Annotated in this window: 19 protein-coding genes and 1 pseudogene; 16 read left to right on the top strand and 4 right to left on the bottom strand. The window is 75.8% G+C overall.

Annotation, left to right across the window (positions count from 1 at the left end; translation table 11 throughout):
- The first annotated feature begins 29 nt into the window (after positions 1-29).
- Together CHC04_RS05500 and CHC04_RS05495 are read left to right on the top strand one after the other, a co-directional pair.
- Entirely contained in the window at positions 30-461 is a 432-nt protein-coding gene (locus CHC04_RS05500) for a hypothetical protein (protein WP_089402891.1), read from the top strand.
- Positions 461-1,879, top strand: a complete 1,419-nt coding sequence (locus tag CHC04_RS05495; protein WP_089402890.1) for an FHA domain-containing protein — start codon at positions 461-463, stop codon at positions 1,877-1,879. The genes CHC04_RS05500 and CHC04_RS05495 overlap by 1 nt, the downstream gene beginning before the upstream one ends.
- A 202-nt stretch (positions 1,880-2,081) precedes the next feature.
- Here CHC04_RS05495 and CHC04_RS05490 read toward each other — a convergent pair whose 3' ends face one another.
- The gene (locus CHC04_RS05490) at positions 2,082-4,190 is read right to left on the bottom strand and encodes a cation:proton antiporter (protein WP_217897189.1); all 2,109 of its coding nucleotides are present in this window, start codon (positions 4,188-4,190) and stop codon (positions 2,082-2,084) included.
- 281 nt (positions 4,191-4,471) lie between these two features.
- Here CHC04_RS05490 and CHC04_RS05485 point away from each other — a divergent pair, with 281 nt between their 5' ends.
- Positions 4,472-5,305 carry a protein kinase domain-containing protein gene (locus CHC04_RS05485; RefSeq protein WP_089402889.1) on the top strand — a complete coding sequence of 278 codons (834 nt, stop codon included), beginning with the start codon at positions 4,472-4,474 and terminating at the stop codon, positions 5,303-5,305.
- Positions 5,306-5,388: 83 nt separating this feature from the next.
- On the opposite strand, the gene CHC04_RS24480 is transcribed toward CHC04_RS05485, so the two are convergent.
- Entirely contained in the window at positions 5,389-7,308 is a 1,920-nt protein-coding gene (locus CHC04_RS24480; protein WP_217897188.1) for a serine/threonine-protein kinase, read from the bottom strand.
- A gap of 271 nt (positions 7,309-7,579) precedes the next feature.
- Here CHC04_RS24480 and CHC04_RS05475 point away from each other — a divergent pair, with 271 nt between their 5' ends.
- The 3 genes from CHC04_RS05475 (at position 7,580) to CHC04_RS24750 (ending at position 9,929) form a co-directional block, all read left to right on the top strand.
- Positions 7,580-8,521, top strand: coding sequence for a hypothetical protein (locus CHC04_RS05475; RefSeq protein ID WP_089402888.1), 942 nt, complete (start codon positions 7,580-7,582; stop codon positions 8,519-8,521).
- 83 nt (positions 8,522-8,604) lie between these two features.
- Entirely contained in the window at positions 8,605-8,883 is a 279-nt protein-coding gene (locus CHC04_RS05470; protein WP_089402887.1) for an antibiotic biosynthesis monooxygenase family protein, read from the top strand.
- A gap of 65 nt (positions 8,884-8,948) precedes the next feature.
- The gene (locus tag CHC04_RS24750; RefSeq protein WP_089402886.1) at positions 8,949-9,929 is read left to right on the top strand and encodes a hypothetical protein; all 981 of its coding nucleotides are present in this window, start codon (positions 8,949-8,951) and stop codon (positions 9,927-9,929) included.
- A gap of 153 nt (positions 9,930-10,082) precedes the next feature.
- Here the strand turns inward: CHC04_RS24750 and CHC04_RS25495 are convergent.
- Positions 10,083-10,322 (bottom strand): annotated as a pseudogene (locus tag CHC04_RS25495) (Nramp family divalent metal transporter); the annotation flags it as partial.
- 256 nt (positions 10,323-10,578) lie between these two features.
- Between CHC04_RS25495 and CHC04_RS05460 the strand changes: the two are divergent.
- Positions 10,579-11,979, top strand: coding sequence for a glycine--tRNA ligase (locus CHC04_RS05460; RefSeq protein WP_089402885.1), 1,401 nt, complete (start codon positions 10,579-10,581; stop codon positions 11,977-11,979).
- Positions 11,980-12,034: 55 nt separating this feature from the next.
- On the opposite strand, the gene CHC04_RS05455 is transcribed toward CHC04_RS05460, so the two are convergent.
- Complete coding sequence (locus tag CHC04_RS05455) at positions 12,035-13,195, bottom strand: glycosyltransferase family 9 protein (RefSeq protein ID WP_217897187.1); 1,161 nt, start codon at positions 13,193-13,195, stop codon at positions 12,035-12,037.
- A 107-nt stretch (positions 13,196-13,302) separates the two neighbouring features.
- Here CHC04_RS05455 and CHC04_RS24745 point away from each other — a divergent pair, with 107 nt between their 5' ends.
- The 9 genes from CHC04_RS24745 (at position 13,303) to CHC04_RS05410 (ending at position 20,362) form a co-directional block, all read left to right on the top strand.
- The gene (locus CHC04_RS24745; RefSeq protein ID WP_176449835.1) at positions 13,303-13,548 is read left to right on the top strand and encodes a type II toxin-antitoxin system VapB family antitoxin; all 246 of its coding nucleotides are present in this window, start codon (positions 13,303-13,305) and stop codon (positions 13,546-13,548) included.
- Complete coding sequence (gene vapC / locus CHC04_RS24470) at positions 13,545-13,949, top strand: type II toxin-antitoxin system VapC family toxin (RefSeq protein WP_176449834.1); 405 nt, start codon at positions 13,545-13,547, stop codon at positions 13,947-13,949. Before CHC04_RS24745 ends, vapC begins: the two co-directional genes overlap by 4 nt.
- Before the next feature lie 53 nt (positions 13,950-14,002).
- On the top strand, positions 14,003-15,157 hold the full coding sequence (dusB, locus tag CHC04_RS05445) for a tRNA dihydrouridine synthase DusB (protein WP_089402884.1): 1,155 nt from the start codon (positions 14,003-14,005) through the stop codon (positions 15,155-15,157).
- Positions 15,154-15,618 carry an Rv0361 family membrane protein gene (locus CHC04_RS05440; RefSeq protein ID WP_089402883.1) on the top strand — a complete coding sequence of 155 codons (465 nt, stop codon included), beginning with the start codon at positions 15,154-15,156 and terminating at the stop codon, positions 15,616-15,618. The genes dusB and CHC04_RS05440 overlap by 4 nt, the downstream gene beginning before the upstream one ends.
- Positions 15,619-15,724: 106 nt before the next feature.
- A complete protein-coding gene (locus CHC04_RS23915) occupies positions 15,725-16,099 on the top strand; it encodes a hypothetical protein (protein ID WP_089402882.1) in 375 nt (124 codons plus the stop codon).
- 101 nt (positions 16,100-16,200) lie between these two features.
- The gene (locus CHC04_RS05430; protein ID WP_245817005.1) at positions 16,201-16,818 is read left to right on the top strand and encodes a YdcF family protein; all 618 of its coding nucleotides are present in this window, start codon (positions 16,201-16,203) and stop codon (positions 16,816-16,818) included.
- 217 nt (positions 16,819-17,035) lie between these two features.
- Positions 17,036-17,326 (top strand): hypothetical protein, encoded by a 291-nt coding sequence (locus tag CHC04_RS05420; RefSeq protein WP_089402880.1) that lies wholly within the window; start codon positions 17,036-17,038, stop codon positions 17,324-17,326.
- Positions 17,327-17,417: 91 nt separating this feature from the next.
- Positions 17,418-19,784 (top strand): DNA primase, encoded by a 2,367-nt coding sequence (dnaG, locus tag CHC04_RS05415; RefSeq protein ID WP_089402879.1) that lies wholly within the window; start codon positions 17,418-17,420, stop codon positions 19,782-19,784.
- On the top strand, positions 19,781-20,362 hold the full coding sequence (locus tag CHC04_RS05410; protein WP_089402878.1) for a hypothetical protein: 582 nt from the start codon (positions 19,781-19,783) through the stop codon (positions 20,360-20,362). The genes dnaG and CHC04_RS05410 overlap by 4 nt, the downstream gene beginning before the upstream one ends.
- The last annotated feature ends 29 nt before the right edge of the window (positions 20,363-20,391 follow it).

The raw sequence follows: 20,391 nt of genomic DNA, 5'->3' as shown, positions 1-20,391 counted from the left end.
CGCCCTCCCGACCTGCGAGAGAGACACCCGTGATCCCCACCCTCAGCGGCCGCATCCAGACCCGCGTCTTCCTGCTGGCCACCGTCGGCGTCCTGTGGACGCTCGTGTTCACCCCGCTGCTGCCCACCGGGGCGCCGCTGGGCGCCTCCTACGGGGCCACCTTCTCGGTGCTGCTCCTCGTCACCGTGCTCGGCGTGCTCTGGGAGTTCGTCTACCACGGCCTGCAGCAGTTCCGGTGGGAGAAGGACTGGCCGACCTTCTTCACGCTCGTCACCGGCATCCCCGAGGGGCTGCTGGTCTGGTTCCTGCTGGCCGGCGGCGCCACCTGGGTCGACAGCATGCCGGGCCCGGCGTTCGTCCTCCTGTTCTCGACCACCTGGCTGCTGGTGTTCCTCGTCGCCAACGGCCCGATGCGCGTGCCGTTCGTGCACTGGCGCAACCAGGGCGGGAAACTCGTCTGATGTCGAGTCCCCCGCCTCCGCTTCCCGGTGACGCCTCGGCGGGGGCCACGGTCACCCCCTTCGACCAGGTCGCGGTCCAGGTGGCGCAGGGCCCCGACCTCGTCGTCCGGCTGCCCGGCGTGCTCCTCGTCGTGGCGGTTCCTCGGCAGTCCGCCGCGAGTGCCCCGCCCCCGCCCCGCCCGACACTCGCGGGCTGGGGGCCGGCACCGGTGCCGGCCCCACCCGTGGCCGTGCCGGCCGGTGACGCGCCCGTCGGCGAGCTGGTCACCATCTGCCGCCGGGTCTCCGCCGCCGGTGCGCGCGCCCCCGGCGTGCGGCTGCACGAGGAACTGCGCGCCTGGCTGGGCACGGTGGCCACCCCGCCCTCGTTCGCCGTCGTCGCCGCCACCGAGGACGGGCTGGCGCTCGTGCTCGTCGGCGGCGGGACCGCCGAGGTGCCCGACCTCGGGCTGCGGCTGACCGCGGCGCAGGGGGAGGAGCTGGGCCACGGGACGTCGGTCCTCGACCGCTTCGTCGCCTGGCCGCCGGCGGCGCTGCAGGTCTCGGCCGGCTCGCCGGTGACCACGGCGCCGCACCCGCTGGCCGACCTGGTGGCCGGTGTCGTCCCCGGCGCCGCCGCGGTGCTCTCGCCGGCACCGGCGCCCTCCGCGGCGCCCCCGCCGCCGTCCGGGACGGCGGTGGGCCGCCTCCCCGCGCCGCACGCCGCGACGCCGCTGGTCAAGGTCCCGCCGGTGGGCGAGCACCCGGCAGCCGCCTCCGCCGCCGGGCCGGCCCGGCCACCGGCGCCGGCAGCGCCCCCGCCGCCGGCGCCGGAGCTGCCCGCGCCGAAGAGGTCGGCGCGGCTGTTCGACGCGCCGGCCGACGCCGAGCCGCCCCGCGAGCCGCTGCCCATCCCCGGCGCCGAGCCGACGTCGGCCCCGGCCGCGGAGCCGGAGGACGACCGGGCGCGGGTCAAGGGGATCGTCTGCAAGAACGGTCACCTCAACGACCCCCGCGTGAGCTTCTGCGCCCTGTGCGGGATCCGCACGACCCAGCAGACCGCCGTGCTGGTCGAGGGCGTGCGCCCGCCGCTGGGCCTGCTCGTGTTCGACGACGGCGCGACGGTGAGCCTGGACGCGGACTACCTGCTGGGCCGGGAGCCCGAGACCGACGCGCGCGTGGCCTCCGGGGACCTGCGACCCCTGCTCGTCGTCGACCCGACCGGCGGCGTCAGCCGGCACCACGCCGAGATCCGCCTCGAGGGGTGGGACGTGCTGCTGGTCGACACCGGCTCGGCCAACGGCACGCTCGTCGCCCCCCGCGGAGCCCCGGGATGGGGGTCACTGGTGCCCCACCAGCCGGTCCGGCTGACCCCGGGCATGGCGGTCCGCATGGGCGGCCGGCAGTTCGCCTTCGAGTCCCCGCACGGGGCCTACTGACCCGACGGCGCCCGTCCCCCGTGAGGGACGGGCGCCGTCGGGTCGTCGGGGTCCCGCGGACGCTCGTGCTCTGCCCCTCGGTGCGGACCAGAGCACGACCGTTGGCAGCAGGACCCCGGGCGGGAACCTCCGGGGCGACTCCCCGCGACGCGACGGAGCCCGCGTCCCGTCGAACGGGACGCGGGCTCCGGACCGAGCTGGCTCAGGCGGCCCCGGGCCGGGCGGCGATGCCGGCGAGGGTCTCGTCCATGTCCCGGTCGGCGTCGGCCGTGCCCGCGTGCACCAGCAGGATCGGCGTCAGGTCGTCGCCGGCCGGGACGGCGCCCGCACCCGCCGGGACCACCAGCAGCGCGGGCAGCGCCTGGCTCTCCGGCTCGACCTGCACCCCGGCCCGGCGCAGCGAGTCGGCCACGCCGCGCTTGACCCCGCGGCGGCCGTCACCGGCGCGCAGCTGCAGCGGCACCTGGCGGCCCAGCGCGGCGTGCGCGGCCAGCCGGAGCGCGGCCCGGCCGTCGGCGCCGCCGTCCTGCAGCACCGCCACCGGCCCGTGCGGCTGCAGCGCCGCGGAGCCGAGCTCGCCGGAGACGGTCACGACCGAGCCGTTCAGCGACGCGGGCCACGGGGTGTCGCCGTCGGCGGTCAGGACGCCCTCGGCGAGGCCCCAGCCGCTGCGGACCAGCACCACGTCGGCGTCGCTGCTGCCGGCCAGGTCGGCGACCTCGGCCCACGGGTCCTCGCTGAACCGGGAGGCCACCGATGCCCTGAGCCCGCGGGCCTCGACCTGGCGGGCCAGCGTGCGCAGCTCGTCGGCGACGGTGGCCATGAGCTCGAGGTCGGCGCCCAGCCCGGAGGAGACCTCCGGCTTGGGCCGTGACCGCCGCACCACGCGGGTGAGGACGACCTGCGCCGGCTGCTCGCGGCCGACCAGGTCGCAGGCGAGGTCGACCAGGCCGGCGTCACGGTCGACGTCGTCCACCACGACGACGACCGTGTAGGCGTCGGTGAGCCCCATCTCGGCCCGCTCGGCGGCGGCGATGTCGCGGTCGATGATCCGCTGCGGGTAGATGACGTTGAGCAGCGGCGAGGCCATGACCGTGGTGACGACGGCCATGATCACCATGAGCGTGAACATCTCGCCGTCGAGCACACCCTGCTGGACGCCGATGTTGAGGATGACCAACTCGGTCAGTCCGCGGGTGTTCATCAGGGTGGCGAGGGCGCTGGCCTGCCGGTGCGGCACCCGCTGGGCGCGGGCGGCGGCGTAGGCGCCGACGAACTTGCCGGAGATGGCCACCAGCAGGATCAGCGCCAGCTCGCCGAGGCCGGTGAGGTCGATGGCGCCGATGTCGACCTGCAGGCCGGTGACGACGAAGAAGACCGGCAGCAGGAGCAGCACGCTGACCTGCTCGAGCCGGTCGATGATCTCGTGGTTGAGCCGGGCGGCGCCCTTGCGGGGCATGACCACGCCGAAGAGGAATGCGCCGAAGATGAAGTGGATGCCGATCTCCTCGGCCACCCAGGCGCTGGCCAGGATGCCGATCAGCACCCCGGCGAGCATCTCCGGGGTGAGCTGGCCCAGCCGCTCGTAGCGGGTGACCAGCACCCGCAGCACCGGCTTGACCACCAGGAACATCACCAGCGCGAACACGATCGACAGGCCCAGGATGAGCACGACGCCGGAGAACGAACCGGCCGCGACGATCGCCACGACGACGGCGAGCAGGCACCAGGCGAGGACGTCGTCGACCGCGGCGCAGGCCAGCGCGAGGACACCGGTGGGGATCCGGTGCATCTGCCGCTCGGCGAGGATGCGGGCCAGCACCGGGAACGCGGTGATCGACATCGCCACACCGAGGAAGAGCGCGAAGCCGAGGTAGGAGATGGCCGAGGTCGTGCCGTCCTCGGCGGTGAAGACGTCGTGGTGGGTGTGCAGGTAGGTGGCCAGCAGCACGCCCAGCGCGAAGGGCAGCAGGATCGAGGCCAGCGACACCGACACCGCGATCTTCTCGCGTCCGCGGATGAACGACAGGTCGACCTCGAGGCCGATGAGGAACATGAACAGGACCAGGCCGAGCTGGGCCAGCACGTTGAGGAACGGCCGGATGTCCGGCGGGAACAGCAGGGTGTCCAGGTCGCCGGGCAGCGCGCCCAGCAGGGTGGGCCCGAGCAGGATGCCGGCGACGATCTCGCCGATCACCGCCGGCTGGCCGACCCTGCGGGCGAGTCGGCCCATCAGGCGGGCGAGGACCATGATCACGGCCAGGTCGATGAAGACGTAGGCGACGATCTCTGCGACGGGGCGCGGCTCCACGAGATCTCCGGATGGCGTGTGGACGGGTGGGTGCGGGTCACCCGGGGACTGTCGCGACCGCGGCGCGGGCGCGGGCCGTCCGAGGGGTCCCGGGCGGCGACGGGCGCGGAGCGTAACGGCGGTCCGCGGGACGTGGGGGTCTTCGGCACGCGGCTGTGCGGGACCGATCCGGCGGGGCGGATCGGGTTCCCGGACGGCGGTCCGGCAGGCACACTGTCGCGCTGCCGCGTCGCGGCGTCCCGGTCGTTCCGGGGGGAGAGCAGCGTTTCAGGAGGACAGGGATGGATGCCGTCGGCCTGGCGGGCCCGGCGCCTGCCACCATCGCGGACTACCAGGTGGTCCGCGTGCTCGGTGAGGGCAACAACGGCCGCTTCTACCTCGCCCGCCCGCCGGCGCGGCTCGGTCTGCCCGACGAGTACGTCGCCGTGAAGGTGTTCACCGGCACGCACAGCGAGCAGGCCTACGAGCGCGGGGTGCGGGAGCTGCGGGCCTTCGCCCAGGTGGCCTCGCCCTACCTGGTGAAGGTCTACGACGCGGTGCTGCAGGACAGCTTCCTGTACGCCATGGAGTACTGCCCGCTCGGCTCGCTGGCCGCCCCGGCCCGCCCGCTGAGCCGCGGCGAGGTGCTGCGGGCGGTGGCGCACGCCGCGCACGCCGCGCACGCGCTGCACGAGGCCGGGCTGACCCACGGCGACATCAAGCCGGCCAACATCCTGCTCACCGACGACGGCGGCAAGCTCTCCGACCTCGGCCTGGCCCGCTACCTCGCGCCCGGTGTCACGCTCACCGGCATGGCCAGCGCCGCGTCCGTCGAGTACCTCGACCCGGCGCTGCTGCGTGGTGAGCGGCCCTCCCGGGCCACCGAGGTGTTCGCCCTGGGCGCCACCCTCAACCGCGCGCTCACCGGCACCGGCCTCTACGGCGAGCTGCCCGACGGCGAGCCGCTGCTGGCGATCCGCCGGGTGATGAGCGCCGAGCCGGCGATCAGCGCCGGGCTGACCGACGACGAGGCCGCGCTGGTCTCCGGCTGCCTGGCGCCGGTCGGTCAGCGGCCGGCGACCGCGCTGCAGGTGGCCGAGCGCCTCGACGCGCTGGCGGCGGCGACCCGCGCCTGACCACGGCGCCCGACGACGAGGGCCCCGTCCCCACCGGCCGGTGGGGACGGGGCCCTCGTCGTGTCAGGACCGTCGGGTGCGGGTCAGCGCTGCACGAAGTCGCTGTGCGCGCTGTCCTGCCACCACTGGTAGAGGGTGGCCAGGCCCTCCTGGCCGCCGTTGGCGATCACGACGATGCCCTCGGCGGCGAACTCGTCCTGCGTCCAGTACAGGACGGCGTTGTTGTCGGCGTTGACGAAGCAGCCGAGCCGGCCGGCGCTCTGCCCGTTGATCGTGTACTCGTCGTACCCCTGACCGGTGGTGCAGTCCGGCTGGCCGGTGAACGCGCTGACGCCCTCGCGCTCCATGTCGGCGAGGAACACCTCGCTGACGGATGCCGCGTCCTCGTAGAGGTAGAACGACGACGCCTCGGGGCCGGGCTGGGTCGCGGCGGGACCGCAGTTCACGGTCGCGATGTCGCCGTCGCCGGCCGGGTCGCCGGTCTGGCAGGCGGCGGGGTCGAAGTCGCCGGGGATGATCCCGAGCAGCTGCTCCTCCGGGTCGGGCTCGGTGGTGCCCCCGCCCGTGCCGGTGTCCGTGCCGGTGCCGGTGTCCGTGCCGGTGTCGGAGCCGCCACCGCCGTCGGCGGTGGTGTCGGTCGTGGTGTCACTCCCGCCGAAGCCGCCGGCCAGCGCGATGACGCCGATGACCACGGCCACCAGCGCCGCCGCGATCCCGCCGATGAGCAGCGGCATCCGGTTGCGCTTCCGGGCGCCGGTCGGCGTGGCGCCGGCGGGGGGCTGGACGAAGCCCCGGCCCGGCGGGGGGCCGTACCCGGTGGGGGCGCCGGGGTTGGACGGCGGGCCGTACCCGGTGGGAGCGCCGGGGTTCGACGGCGGGCCGTACCCGGTCGGCGGGCCCGGGTTCGACGGCGGCCCGTAGCCGGTGGGGGCGCCCGGGTTGGACGGCGGGCCGTAGCCGGTGGGGGCGCCGGGGTCGGACGGCGGGCCGTAGCCGGTCGCGACGCCGGGGCCCGCCGGCGCCGCGTAGGCCGCCGCCGGGACACCGCTGATCGAGGGGGCGCCGTACGTGCCGGGCGGGCCCGGGTTGGAGAAGCCCACGGTGTGCGGCCGCACGGGCAGCGGCGTGACCGAGGTCGGCGGCGCGGCCTCGGGCCGCGGCGCGACCCCGGCCGAGGACAGCGCCGCCCGCGCGGCCGCGGCGAGCTCACCGCACGTGCCGTAGCGCTCGCCGGGCTCCTTGGCCAGGCCCTTGAGGACGACGTCGTCGAGGCCGTGCGGCAGGCCCGGCCGCAGCTGCGAGGGCGGCGTGGGCGGGTTGTTGAGGTGGGCGAACATGAGCGTGGCCAGCCCGTCGCCGGTGAACGGCCGGCGGCCGGTGAGGCACTCGAACAGCACGCAGGCCAGCGCGTAGACGTCGACCCGCTTGTCGATCGGCTGCTCGAGGAACCGCTCGGGCGCCATGTAGTCGAACGACCCGAGCGCCGCGCCGGTCTGGGTGAGCGCCGGCCCCTGCCCGTCCGACGTCGACCGGGCGATGCCGAAGTCGACCAGGTACACGAACTCGTCGTCGCCGGTGCCGGTGAGCAGCACGTTGGACGGCTTGACGTCGCGGTGCACCAGGCCGTCGGCGTGGGCGGCGTCGAGGGCCCGCGCGGTCTGGCTGACGATCGACACCGCCCGCTCGGGGCTCATCGGCCCCTCCTCGGCCAGCACCGCGGCCACGTCGCGGCCGGGCACCAGGCGCATGTCGAGGAACAGCCGCCCGTCGATCTCGCCGTAGCGGTGGATCGGGACGATGTGCGGCTCGTTGAGCCGGGCCGCCAGGTGCGCCTCCCGCCGGAACCGCTCCCGGTACCCGGTGTCGGAGGCCAGGTGCTCGGAGAGCACCTTGAGCGCGACCGTGCGGTCGTGCTCGGTGTCGAAGGCGCGGTAGACCTCGCCCATCCCGCCGCGGCCGAGCAGCGCCTCGATGCGATAGGGGCCGAACTGTTGCAACTCCACCGGTGTTCCTCCGTGTGCCGCAGCCCGGGCGCTCGCCGGATCCGGGCGCCGGGTGCGGGTCGTCGGCGGAGTCTAGGGACGGCGACCGACCCCGACCAGCGTCCTCGCCACGGCAGGTGGTCGCGGTTGCGCATCGGCGGTCCGGCCCTCGCCCGCACGGGCGAGGTCGCAGAACCGGCGCGCAGGAACCGGTAGGCGGATCGGCGGAGCGTCACTAGCTTGCACTCGCTCTCGGGCCCCCACGCCCGTCCCTGCGAACGGAAGAAGCACGATGAGTCAGCCCCCCGGCCCGTACGGCGCGCCGAGCCAGTACGCCCCGCCCGGTCAGTACGGCGCCCCCGCCCAGTACGGCGCCCCCGGCCAGTACGGCGCCCCCGCAGGCCCCGGCGGCCCCGGCGTCTTCGGGCCGGGCGGTCCGGGCGGTCCGGGTGGCTTCGGCCCCGGCGGCTACGGCCGGCCACCGCAGAAGAAGAGCGTGCTGCCCTGGGTGGTCACCGCCGTGGTCGTCGTCGCGGCCGGCGTCGGCGTGCTCCTGTTCTTCCTGCTCCGCGGCGACGACACCCCCGCCACGCAGGCCGCGGGCTCGTCCTCGTCGGCCGAGTCCTCCGAGGGTTCGGGTGAGGGCTCCGGCGAGGGCTCCGGGGAGGGCGGCGGCAGCGCGGGCGCCGGCGGCGGGATGGAGATGGGCGGCCCCGTCACCGTCCCCGGCGGCGCGGGCACGCCCGGCGGTGGCGGCAGCACCGGTGGCGGCAGCACCGGCGGCGGCAGCACCGGCGGCGGCAGCACCGGCGGTGGCAGCACCGGCGGTGGCAGCACCGGCGGTGGCAGCACCGGTGGTGGGATGACCGAGCAGACCGGCGGGACCGACACCGGCCAGTACGAGGGCTCGGCCGACATCGCGCTCGCCTGGGTGCAGGCGGCCTTCGACCTCGACGTCGCGACGGTCTACAACATCTCCTGCGCCGAGCTGCAGGACGCCGCGGTGCAGGGGTCGCAGGGCACGGAGTTCGCGCCCGACGAGTACCTCACCTACTTCTTCTACACCGAGGTCCTCGGTGGCCTGGCCATCACCGACGGCGTCCTGGTGAGCGTCGAGTACGACGCGGCCAACGCCGTCGACGTCGCCACCTTCGAGCTCACCCTCGAGGACGGCAGCGTCCAGACCGTCCAGCTGTGGGTCGACCAGAACCTGCTCGTCTGCAACTTCGGCTGACCGCACCGACCCGACGGCCGGCTCCGCACCCGCGGGGCCGGCCGTCGGCGTCCGTCCGGCCGCGGCTGCTGCACCATGGGCCGGTGTTCGCGGTGACCCGGTTGCGGGTGTCCCCGTCGGCGGCCGCCGACCTGTCCACCGACCTCGACCGGCTGCTGGGGGCGCTCGCCGCACGCCCCGGCTTCCGCGGCGGCGAGGCCGGCCGGTGCGCCGACGACCCGGGCCTGTGGGCGCTGGTCACCCGCTGGGACGGCGTCGGTGCCTACCGCCGCGCGCTGTCGGCCGCGGAGGTGAAGATCGCTGGCGCGCCGGTGTGGCTGCACGCCGTCGACGAGCCGGGGGCCTACCTCCCGCCGGGATGAGCCGCCGTCACCGCGCGGGTGCGTAGCCTGCGTCGGACAGGACGAGCCGGGGGAGGACAGGCGCGATGACCCAGCCGCCGCAGGACGGGACACCGCCCGACCGCACCCGCGAGGCCCGCCTGCCACCGGTGCCGGGCCGCCCGCCGGCGCCCGGCCGGCCGGCCGTGCCCGACCAGCCCACCGACCGGCTCGCCGGCGGCCCGCCCGATCAGCGGGACCCGACCTTGCGGCTCGGCGGCCCCGCGGCGCCCGGGCCCCAGCCGCCCCCGTACGGCCAGCAGCCCCCGTGGGGCCAGGCGCCGTACGGGCACCAGCCGGGGCACCGGCCGCCCTACGGGCAGCAGCCCCCGTGGGGGCAGCAGCCGCCGTACGGCGCTCCCGGCTACGGCGCTCCGGGCTACGGCGCTCCGGGCTACGGCGCTCCCGGTCACGGCGCCCCCGGCTACGGGCCGCCGCAGCCGCCGAGGCGGAGCCGCGGCCCGCTGATCGCCCTGCTCGCCGCGCTCGGCGTCCTGCTCGTCGGCGGCGGCGTGCTGGCCGTCCTGCTGCTGAACCGGGACGACGGCGGCACCGGGGCGGCGCCGGCGAGCACCTCGGCGACCGCCTCCTCGAGCGCACCGACCTCGTCCTCGGCGCCGTCGTCGCCGGCCGGGCCCACCGGCGGGGGCGGCTTCGGCGGCGGCGCGGGGACACCCACCGGCGGCGGGGGCGGCGGGGCCGGCGCCGGTGAGCTCAACCTCCCCGAGAGCCCGGAGTTCGCCGCGGCCTGGGTGCAGGCGGTGGTGAACCGAGACGGCGAGACGGCCCGCGCCGACCTGTGCGCCGACGGGCAGGCCCAGCTCCCCGACGCCGCCGCGCTGCTGGCCGACTTCGACGCCTTCCTCGGCGGGCAGATCACCGAGGGCACGGCCACCGGCGCGGCACCCGCGGGCGACGTCGACGAGGTCACCTTCGACGTCACCCTCGACGACGGCAGCCAGGCCTCCTTCGTCGTCACCGTCGTCGACGAGGGCGGGCCGGCCGTCTGCGGGTACACGGAGGCCTGACGCGGCCCGGTCAGCCGCCGGAGAGGGTCTGCAGCGGGGCGCGGAAGGTGAGCACCGACAGCGTGCCGAACAGCAGGATCGCCCACCAGGGCACCCAGCCGCACGCCCCGCACCCGGATCGGTGCGGGCAGGATCCTGCGGTTCGACCAGGATCAGCAGGCCCGCGTAGAGGAACATCATGAACCCGCCGACGACGGCGGAGATGACCAGCAGCACCAGCTGATGGTCGAGGCCGGCGAGCAGGACCACGACGCCGATGAGGATCAGGCCCCACACCAGTGCCGAGTAGACCTCGCTCTCCTCGGCGTCGCGGGCGTAGGAGGTCGTGATGACGTCGGCGGCGACGACGCCCGGGCCGATCAGCCGCAGGTACCGGCGCGGCTCCTCGGGCACGTCCCGGACCTCGGGGCGCGGGTGGTGGCGCGTGGGGGAACGCGGCGGCGACGTCCTCCAGCGGGGTGTCCCCGGCGGCTCGGGGGCGGTCTGACCTGGCCACCGGACCTCCTCGGCGTGGCCGCCGGCCCCCGGCGGCGTCTCGGCGCCGCCCAGGGGGGCCAGTGTGGCCGGGGACGGACGGCGACGCCACGTGCCGCCCGACTACCGTGGGCGGGTCAGCCGCCGACCGCCAGCCGGATGGAGCACCGAGCTCGTGAGCGCCAGCACCACCCACGACCCCGCCCGCCTCGACAAGGTGGTCAACCTCTGCAAGCGCCGGGGGTTCGTCTTCCCCTCCGGCGAGATCTACGGCGGCACCCGCTCGGCCTGGGACTACGGGCCCCTCGGCGTCGAGCTCAAGGAGAACATCAAGAAGCAGTGGTGGCGCACCGTCGTCCAGAGCCGGGACGACGTCGTCGGCCTGGACTCCTCGGTGATCCTCCCGCGGCAGGTGTGGGTGGCCTCCGGCCACGTGGGCGTCTTCACCGACCCGCTCACCGAGTGCCAGAACTGCCACAAGCGCTTCCGGGCCGACCACCTCGAGGAGGCCTTCGAGGAGAAGAAGGGCCGGCTGCCGGAGAACGGCCTGGCCGACATCACCTGCCCCAACTGCGGCGTGACCGGTCAGTGGACCGAGCCGCGCGACTTCAACATGATGCTCAAGACCTACCTCGGCCCCGTCGAGGACGAGTCGGGGCTGCACTACCTGCGCCCGGAGACCGCGCAGGGCATCTTCGTGAACTTCGCCAACGTGATGGGCGCGGCGCGGAGGAAGCCGCCGTTCGGCATCGGCCAGATCGGCAAGTCGTTCCGCAACGAGATCACGCCGGGCAACTTCATCTTCCGCACCCGCGAGTTCGAGCAGATGGAGATGGAGTTCTTCGTCGAGCCGGGCACCGACGAGGAGTGGCACCAGTACTGGATCGACGAGCGCACCCGCTGGTACGTCGACCTGGGCATCGCCCGCGACAACCTGCGCCACTACGAGCACCCGAAGGAGAAGCTGTCGCACTACTCGACGCGCACCGTCGACATCGAGTACCGCTTCGGCTTCCAGGGCTCGGAGTGGGGTGAGCTGGAGGGCATCGCCAACCGCACCGACTTCGACCTGAAGACCCACTCGGAGCACTCCGGCGTCGACCTGTCCTACTTCGACCAGGCGAGCAACACCCGCTGGACGCCCTACGTCATCGAGCCGGCAGCGGGCCTGACCCGCTCGCTGATGGCGTTCCTGGTCGAGGCCTACAGCGAGGACGAGGCGCCCAACGCCAAGGGCGGCGTCGACATCCGCACCGTGCTGCGGCTGGACCCCCGGCTGGCGCCGGTCAAGGCCGCCGTCCTGCCGCTGTCGCGCAACGCCGACCTCTCGCCCAAGGCCCGCGACCTCGCCGCCCGGCTGCGCCGGAACTGGAACGTCGACTTCGACGACGCCGGCGCGATCGGCCGCCGCTACCGCCGGCAGGACGAGATCGGCACGCCGTTCTGCCTCACCGTGGACTTCGACACCCTCGAGGACCAGGCGGTCACCGTGCGGGGCCGCGACTCGATGGGCCAGGAGCGCGTCGGGCTGGACCAGGTCGAGAGCTACCTGGCCGCCCGCCTGCCCGGCTGCTGACGCGTGCACTTCCGCGGATCTGCCCCCGTGCAGATCCGCGGAAGTGCACGCCGTCCTACCGGGCCGCGCGCCGGCCCGGGCGCTGCCGCTGCGGCGCGACGGCGGGGGCGGCCGGGTGCACCGCGGGGCCGCCGTCCTCGAGCAGGTCCCGGGCCGCGGCCAGGACGGCCCGGACCGGGACGCCGGCCACCAGGGACCGGTCGTGCCCGCAGCGGGACCGGCTCTGGTCGACCCCGCAGACCGGGCAGTCGGTGCGGGTGGAGACGGCGACGCGGTGCCGCCGCCGGGAGAGCGGCCCGGCGTTGAGCAGGTTGTGCTCGAGGAAGACGCCGACGGTCGCCGTCCCCACCGCTGCGGCGAGGTGCCGCGGCCCGGAGTCGTTGGCGACCACCACCCGGCAGCGCGCCAGGACGCCGGCCAGCGCCCCCAGCGACAGCCGACCGACCAGGTCGAGCACCGGCGCCGGCGCCGCCGCGCGGATCGCGTCGGCCGCCCGCCGGTCGTCGGCGCCCGAGCCCACCAGCACCACCCGCACACCGTCGGCGACGAGGGCGCCGGCGACCGCCGCGAAGCAGGAGGCCGGCCAGCGGCGCCGCGGGTCGCTGGCGCCGGGGTGCAGCGCGACCAGCGGCTCCGGCCCGGCGGGCAGGACGGCGTCGGCGGCCGCGGCGTCGGCCGGGGTGACCGCCAGCCGCGGCTCCAGGGTGACCGGCACCGCGCCCACCAGCCCGACCAGCTCCAAGCAGCGCAGCACCTCGTGCTGGTCGTAGACGTAGGGCAGCCAGCGGTCCAGCGGCGGGGCTCCCGCGTCCCGGGCGCCGGCGGTGACCCGAGCGCCCAGAGCGGTCACCAGCGGGTTGGAGTTACCGCCCCCACCGTGCAGCTGCAGCGCCAGGTCGTAGCCCTCGGCCCGCTGCGCACGCAGGAAGCGCTGCACCTCGGGGCCGTCGCGGGAGGCGCCCGGCGCGTCGTGGACCCCGGGCCACGGCGGGACGGCGACCACGCGGTCCCACGGCCCGGGCCGGCCCTCGAGCAGCTCGGCGTGCCACGGCCGGCCCAGGTAGGTGATCTCCGCGTCGGGGTGGGCAGCCCGCAGCGCGGCGAGCGCCGGGAGGGTCATCACCAGGTCGCCGAGCAGGTTCGCGCGCAGGACGGCGATGCGCTCCACGCCGGGCACCGGCGCGCCCGCGGACGGGAGCAGCGCTGACCTCGACACGCGTCCTCCTGACCTCCGGGTGGGGAGAACCGCAGTGCCCGACTCGGACGCCCTCGACACGTCCGCCGGTCGGGCACACGCGTACACCTCGATGTGTAGGTGGGCCCGTGGGCCGGACGACCATCGACATCGACGACGACCTGGTCGGCCGGGTCATGCGCCGGTACGGCCTGCGCACCAAGAAGGACGCCGTCGACTTCGCGCTCCGCCAGGTCAGCGCGGCGCCCATGACGCCCCGCGAGATGCACGCGATGCAGGGCAGCGGGTGGGACGGCGACCTCGACGGGACCCGCCGCGGGGAGGCCGAGGAGCTGGCCGGGCAGTGGCCGGTGGGCCCCGCCGCGCACGGGTGACCGTCCTCGTCGACTCCTCGGTCTGGATCGCCTACCTGCGCGGGGAGGAGGGCGTCGAGACCGACCTGCTGCACGGGCTGATCGCCCGCGGGGAGGCCGCGGCCACCGACGTCGTCCTCCTGGAGGTCCTCGCCGGGACGACCGCCGAGGAGCGCGCCGGGCAGCTCGCCCGCTTCCTCGCCGGCGCCGAGCTGCTCCGCCAGGAGTCCCCGGTCGACGTGGAGACCGCCGCCGCCCTGTACCGGGCCTGCCGGCGGGCGGGGGAGACGCCGCGCTCGCTCACCGACTGCGTCGTGGCCGCCGTGGCGCTGCGGCACGGGGTCGGCGTCCTGCACCGTGACCGCGACTTCACCGTCCTCGCCCGGCACACCGGGCTGCGGACGGTGCCGGAGCCGGCGTGACCGCTGTGCACTTCCGCGGAAGTGCACGACAGGGCCCGCCTACCCTGGACGGCGTGACGAGCACCCTGGCGCCGGCGGTCGCCCCGCTGCGGCTGGGGCCGCTCACCGTGGACCCCGCGGTGGTGCTGGCGCCGATGGCCGGCATCACCAACCCGGCGTTCCGCACCCTGTGCCGCGAGTTCGGCGCCGGCCTCTACGTCTGCGAGATGATCACCACGCGGGCGCTGGTCGAGCGCAACGAGAAGACGCTGCGGATGATCCGGGCCACGCCGGAGGAGGCGGCGGCCGGCTTCTCCGTGCAGCTCTACGGCGTCGACCCGGCCACCGTGGGGCGGGCGGTGGAGATGCTCGTCGACGAGGAGGTCGCCGGCACCCGCCCGGCGCACGTCGACCTGAACTTCGGCTGCCCGGTGCCCAAGGTGACCCGCAAGGGCGGGGGCTCGGCCCTGCCGTGGCGGCGGGTCCTGTTCCGCGACATCGTCCGTGCCGCGGTCCGCGCCGCCCGCGACGTGCCGGTCACCGTCAAGACCCGCATCGGCATCGACGCCGACCACGTCACCTACCTCGACGCCGGCCGGATCGCGCAGGACGAGGGCGCCGCGGCGATCACCCTGCACGGGCGCACCGCCGACCAGCTCTACAGCGGCACCGCCGACTGGGCGCCCATCGCCCGGCTGGTCGAGGCCGTCGACATCCCGGTCCTCGGCAACGGCGACGTCTGGGAGGCCGACGACGCGCTGCGGATGGTCGACACCACCGGCTGCGCGGGCGTCGTCATCGGGCGGGGGTGCCTGGGCCGGCCGTGGCTGTTCGGCGACCTGGCCGCCGCCTTCGCCGGCTCCCCGCGACGGGCGCTGCCGACGCTGCGGGAGGTGGCCGCCGTCATGCACCGGCACGCGCAGCTGCTGTCGGCCGGGCAGGGCGAGCTGCACGGCTGCACCGACTTCCGCAAGCACGTCGCCTGGTACCTCAAGGGCTTCTCGGTCGGCTCCGACGTCCGCCGTGCCCTGGCCATGGTCAGCTCGCTCGACGAGCTGGCCGGCCTGCTCGACCGCATCGAGGACCAGCCCTACCCGACGGCGGTCCTCGGCGGGCCGCGCGGGCGCACCAGCAGCCCGCGGCCGGTGGCGCTGCCCGAGGGCTGGCTCGACGACCGTGACGACCCGCGCCCCCCGGCGGGCGCCGAGCTGGAGACGAGCGGCGGATGACCGGCCCGTACCTCTACGACGAGGGCCCCGAGCAGCTGCACACCAGCACCCCGCGCCGCCGCAACGGGCTCGTCCTCGGCATCTTCGGCGCCACCGTCGCCGTCGGCGTCGGGATGGTGGTCGCCCTCCCGCTGGTCAAGGGGACGGCGGAGGACCAGGCCCGCGAGGTGGTCGGCGTGTTCACCGCGGCGCTGGCCGCCCGTGACCTCGAGACCGCCGGCGGGCTGCTGTGCCAGGCCGAGCACGACCGTGCCGACGCCGAGGGCGTGGACGTCGGCGAGGTCGCCGCCGGGTACGCGCGGCCGGGCACCGCCGAGATCGTGGCCGTCGAGCCGGGGGAGCTGGCCGACCGGGACTCCCGGGAGGTCCGGGTCCGGTGGGACGACGGCGGGACCGGCACCGAGACGACGCTGGTCGTGGTGCTCGAGGAGGGCCCGCGGGTCTGCGGGACCTCCGGCTGAGGCCGACGCCGCGGCCACGACGGGAGCCCTTTCCCGACCCGCTCCCGGCTGTCACCATGTGCGCCGCCCGGCGGGAGCCGACCGGGCCTGCACGAGAGGAACCCCGGTGTCGCAGCCGCCCCACCCGTCCGCGCCCTACGCCCCGGCCGGTCCGTACGCCCCCGCGGGCCCGTACGTGCCCCCGGCCCCGGCCGCGCCGCCCGCCCCCGTCGGGGTCGCCCCGACCGCGCCGCCGGTGCCGCCGCCGGCCGCGCCCACCCAGGTCGGGTTCCCGGGACAGGTGCAGCTCCCACCGCAGCCGCAGTTCGCGCCCACGCCCCAGCAGGCGGCCGCGATGCAGCAGGGGCCGCTGGCCACCGGCTTCCCGCTCTACGTGTCCCCGCCGCCCTCGCCGGTCAACCGCACCGGCCTCTACGTCGGCGCGCTCGTCTGCGTGCTGACGATCCTGTTCGCCGTCGTCGGCTTCCTCCTCGTCGCCTGACCTCCCCGCCGGCGCGGGCCGCTCCGGCCGCCTGCCCGCCACACCGGTCCCGGCTGCCACGCCCGGCACAGGCCCCGTGTTATCCATGAGCGGTGGCGCGGGTGGGGTCTCTGGTGTGGCGGGTGTTCGCCGCCGCCGTCCTCGCCGCCCTGCTGCTCGTCGCCTCGACGGCGGTCGCGATCTGGTGGACCGCGCGCCAGGACGCCCGCCCGTCGTCGGACGCGATCGTGGTGCTCGGGTCGGCCCAGTACAACGGCGTCCCGTCGTCGATCTTCGAGGCGCGGCTGGAGCACGCCGCGGCGCTGTGGGAGGACGGCGTCGCGCCGGTCGTCGTCACCGTCGGCGGCAAGGCGGCCGGGGACCAGTTCACCGAGGCCGAGGCCGGCCGGGACTACCTGCTCGACGCCGGGGTCCCCGCCGAGTCGCTGCTGGCGGTGCCCGAGGGCGTCGACACGCTGGAGAGCATGCGCGCGGTCGGCACCGCCTTCGACGAGCGCGGGTGGTCCGACGCGGTCCTGGTCACCGACCCGTGGCACGCCATGCGGGCCGAGCGGATGGCCGAGGACGCGGGGATCTCCGCCGAGAGCTCCCCGACCCGGCAGGGCCCGGCGGTGCAGACGCGCGCCACGCAGTTCCGGTACATCCTGCGGGAGACCGCCGCCTACCTGCTCTACCGCGTGACCGGGGAGAGCATCGCGGGCGCGCCGGGCATCGGCTGAGGAGGTGTGAGGACCCCGTCCTCCCCACCCTTCGCCGGCTCAGGGCCGGGCCCGGGACGGGGCCACGAGCGCACCTGCGCTCCACCGACTCTGGAAGGAGGGCTCGATCGCGGTCGTCGGGGACCGCGAGTGGGTCCTCGACCGGCGGCGGGACGGGACCCTGGCCGGCCGGTGGGCGGTCGACCCCGCGGACGCCGTCCGCCTGCGCGCCGAGCAGGTGCCGGCCTGGCGGGGCACCTGGCGGGTCGACCTCGCCGGCACCGCCGTCCTCGCCGAGCCCGCCTCCTGGTGGCGGGGCACCTACCGGTTCACCGCCGGGGAGCGGACGGTGGCCGAGAGCGGGTCCACCGGCGGCTGGTCGCCCCGGCCCACGCCGACCGCGGACGAGGACCTGCCGCTCGACGCGCAGGTGCTCCTGCTGTGGCTGGTCCTGGTGCTGCAGCGGCGCGCCTACGGAGCGGCGGTCGCGGCCTCGGTGGGCGGCGCGGTCGCCGCCGGGAGCGGCTGAGCCCGTCGGCTGCCGGGCCGTCGTCCCGGGAGGGGATGATCGGTGCGGGACGCGCACCGGCGTCCCGGCAGCAGCACGACGGAGGGGGCCCATGGCCGGCCGGGGACGCATCCGAGCGGCGGACATCGCGCTGGTGCGCGAGCGCAGCCGGATCGACGAGGTGGTCGGCGAGCACCTGCAGCTCAAGCGGGCCGGGGGCGGCAGCCTCAAGGGCCTGTGCCCGTTCCACGACGAGAAGTCGCCGTCGTTCCACGTCACCCCCGCGCGCAACCTCTTCCACTGCCTGGCAGGGGAGACAGGAGTCCTGACCGAGGACGGCGTGGTCCCGATCGCGGAGCTCGCCGGGCGGACCGTCCGGGTGCTCAACGGGGACGGCGGCTGGGTCGAGGCGCCGTTCCGGAGCTACGGCGTCCAGCGACTCATGCGCGTCGTCGTCTCCCGGAACGGTCGGGAGAAGGAGCTCTTCGCCACCGACGAGCACCGCTGGTTCGTCCCGTCGGGCGCTTCGCGCTCGGAACGACTGACCAGGCAGCTCCTGCCCGGCGACCGGCTCTCCTCGTCGTTCCCACGGGAACGTGTCCCGGCCCTGACCGTAGTGGCGGCGGCCTCCGGCTCTGGTCACACCGTGCCGGCGCCGCTGGCCCGCCGGCCGGACGGCGACTGGGTCGTCCGGTCGGTCGAGTGGAGCGACCGGGTGGAGGAGGTCTACTGCGCCGAGGTGCCCGGCACGCACGCGTTCACGCTGGAGGACGACATCCTCACCGGGAACTGCTTCGGCTGCGGGGCGGGCGGGGACGTCATCAGTTTCGTCCAGCAGATCGACCACCTGAGCTTCACCGAGGCCGTCGAGCGGCTGGCGGCGCGGGCGAACATCGACCTCAAGTACGAGGACGACGGCGGCCGGCCCACCGGCGCCCCCGACCGTGCGCAGGTCGGGCAGCGGGCGCGGCTGGTCGCGGCCAACACCGCGGCCGCGGAGTTCTACGCCGAGCAGCTGCGCAGCCCCGAGGCGGGGCCGGCGCGGCAGTTCCTCGCCGACCGCGGCTTCGACCGGCAGGTCGCCGTCGACTTCGGCTGCGGGTACGCCCCGGGCGGCTGGGACGCGCTCACCCGGCACCTGCGCGGGAAGGGCTACACGCAGCAGGAGCTGGTGACGGCCGGGCTGGCCAAGGAGTCCTCGCGCGGCACGCTCATCGACCGCTTCCACCGGCGGCTGGTCTGGCCGATACGTGACATCACCGGCGACGTCATCGGGTTCGGCGCCCGCAAGCTCATGGACGACGACCCCGGCCCCAAGTACCTCAACACCCCCGAGACGCCGCTGTACAAGAAGAGCACCGTCCTCTACGGCATCGAGCGGGCCAAGCGCGACATCGCCAAGCGGCACCAGGCCGTCGTCGTCGAGGGCTACACCGACGTCATGGCCTGCCACCTCGCCGGGGTCACCACGGCGGTGGCCTCCTGCGGCACCGCCTTCGGCCCCGAGCACATCAGCGTGCTGCGGCGGCTGCTCATGGACCAGGACGAGTTCCGCGGGGAGGTCGTCTACACCTTCGACGGCGACGCCGCGGGTCAGAAGGCCGCGCGGCGGGCGTTCGAGGAGGACCAGCGCTTCATCGCGCAGACGTTCGTCGCCGTCGAGCCCGACGGGCGCGACCCCTGCGAGCTGCGCCAGGCGCACGGTGACGCCGCCGTCCGCGACCTGGTGGCGCGGCGGACGCCGCTGATCGAGTTCGTCCTGCGCACCACGCTGGCCGAGTACGACCTCGACACCGTCGAGGGCCGGGTGGCCGCGCTCGACCGGACCGCGCCGCTGCTCGCCCAGGTCAAGGACCACGCGCTGCGCCCGGCCTACGCCCGTCGGCTGGCCGGGTTGATCGGCGACACCGACGAGGGCGAGGTGCTCGAGCGGGTCCGGCGGATCACCGGCGGGGAGACCGCGCCACCCCGCCGGCCGCGGCAGCCCAAGCGCACACCCGACGACGCCGCGCTCGCGGTCGAGCGGGAGGCGGTCAAGGCGGCGCTGCAGGTCCCCGAGATCGCCGGGCCGTCGTTCGACGCCGTTCCGCCCGCCGCCTACACCGACCCCGACTACGCCGCCGTCGCCGCGGCCGTCGCGGCGGCCGGGGGCGCGGCGGCCGCCCGGGTGTCGGGTCCGGCGTGGCTCGACGAGGTGGCCGAGCACTGCGAGCGGGAGACCGCCCGCGCCCAGCTCACCGCGCTCGCCGTCGAGCCGCTGCGCTCGGTGGGCGACGCCGACGCCGTCTACGTGTCGGCGGTGCTGGCGCGGCTGCAGGAGATGGCCACCGTGCGGCAGGTGACCGCGTTGAAGGCGAAGCTGCAGCGGATGAACCCCGTCGAGCAGGGCGACGAGTACATGCGCGCGTTCTCCCGGCTGATGGCGCTCGAGCAGGAGGCCATCTCGCTGCGGCAAAGGGCGATCGGCGGGCTGACGTGAGCCTGGGTGAGCGGCTGCGCAGGCGGTTCGCCCGTCCGCCGGAGCCGGTGCGCGCCGTCGTCCAGGCGTCGGCGGACGCCGAGGAGCGGGTGCTGGCGTGGGGGGAGATGGCGCGCGGGCAGGGCTGGCTGGCGGCCACCAGCCGCGGGCTGCGGGTGGTCCCGGCCGACCTGCGACTCGACGAGGCCGGCGACGTCGGCGTGCTGCGCTGGCACGAGGTCGGGGCGGCCCGCTGGGCGGCCACCAACGACGGCGGCGGGACGTTCACCGTGACCGCGCTGGCCGAGGTGGAGCCCGGCGTGCAGGCGCGGGAGCCGGCCGAGCGGTACGCGCTCACCGACGCCGGCGACCTGCCGGCCGTGGTGCGCCGGCGGGTCGACCAGACCGTCGTCGCCAGTCGCCGCTCGCCGCTGCCCGGCGGGGGAGGGGTGCTGCTGGTGGCCCGGCGGGTGCCCGGTCAGGCCGCCCGCGAGTGGACCGTCGTGTTCGACGACGACGCCGACCGCACCGACCCGGAGGCCCGTGCCGTGGCGCGCGCCAAGCTGGAGGAGGCGCTCGCCGCCGAGCAGCCCGGCTGAGCTGCGCGCTCGGGCTGCCGGCGGCGCCG

This window comes from Geodermatophilus saharensis (assembly GCF_900188205.1).
GTDB lineage: Bacteria > Actinomycetota > Actinomycetes > Mycobacteriales > Geodermatophilaceae > Geodermatophilus > Geodermatophilus saharensis.
This window is presented reverse-complemented; position numbering and strand designations above follow the sequence as displayed.

Coding starts and splice junctions, on each gene's coding strand:
- CHC04_RS05495 (WP_089402890.1), top strand. CDS start 461: ATGTCGAGTCCCCCGCCTCCGCTTCCCGGTGACGCCTCGGCGGGGGCC.
- CHC04_RS05485 (WP_089402889.1), top strand. CDS start 4,472: ATGGATGCCGTCGGCCTGGCGGGCCCGGCGCCTGCCACCATCGCGGAC.
- CHC04_RS05475 (WP_089402888.1), top strand. CDS start 7,580: ATGAGTCAGCCCCCCGGCCCGTACGGCGCGCCGAGCCAGTACGCCCCG.
- CHC04_RS24750 (WP_089402886.1), top strand. CDS start 8,949: ATGACCCAGCCGCCGCAGGACGGGACACCGCCCGACCGCACCCGCGAG.
- CHC04_RS05440 (WP_089402883.1), top strand. CDS start 15,154: ATGACCGGCCCGTACCTCTACGACGAGGGCCCCGAGCAGCTGCACACC.
- dnaG (WP_089402879.1), top strand. CDS start 17,418: ATGGCCGGCCGGGGACGCATCCGAGCGGCGGACATCGCGCTGGTGCGC.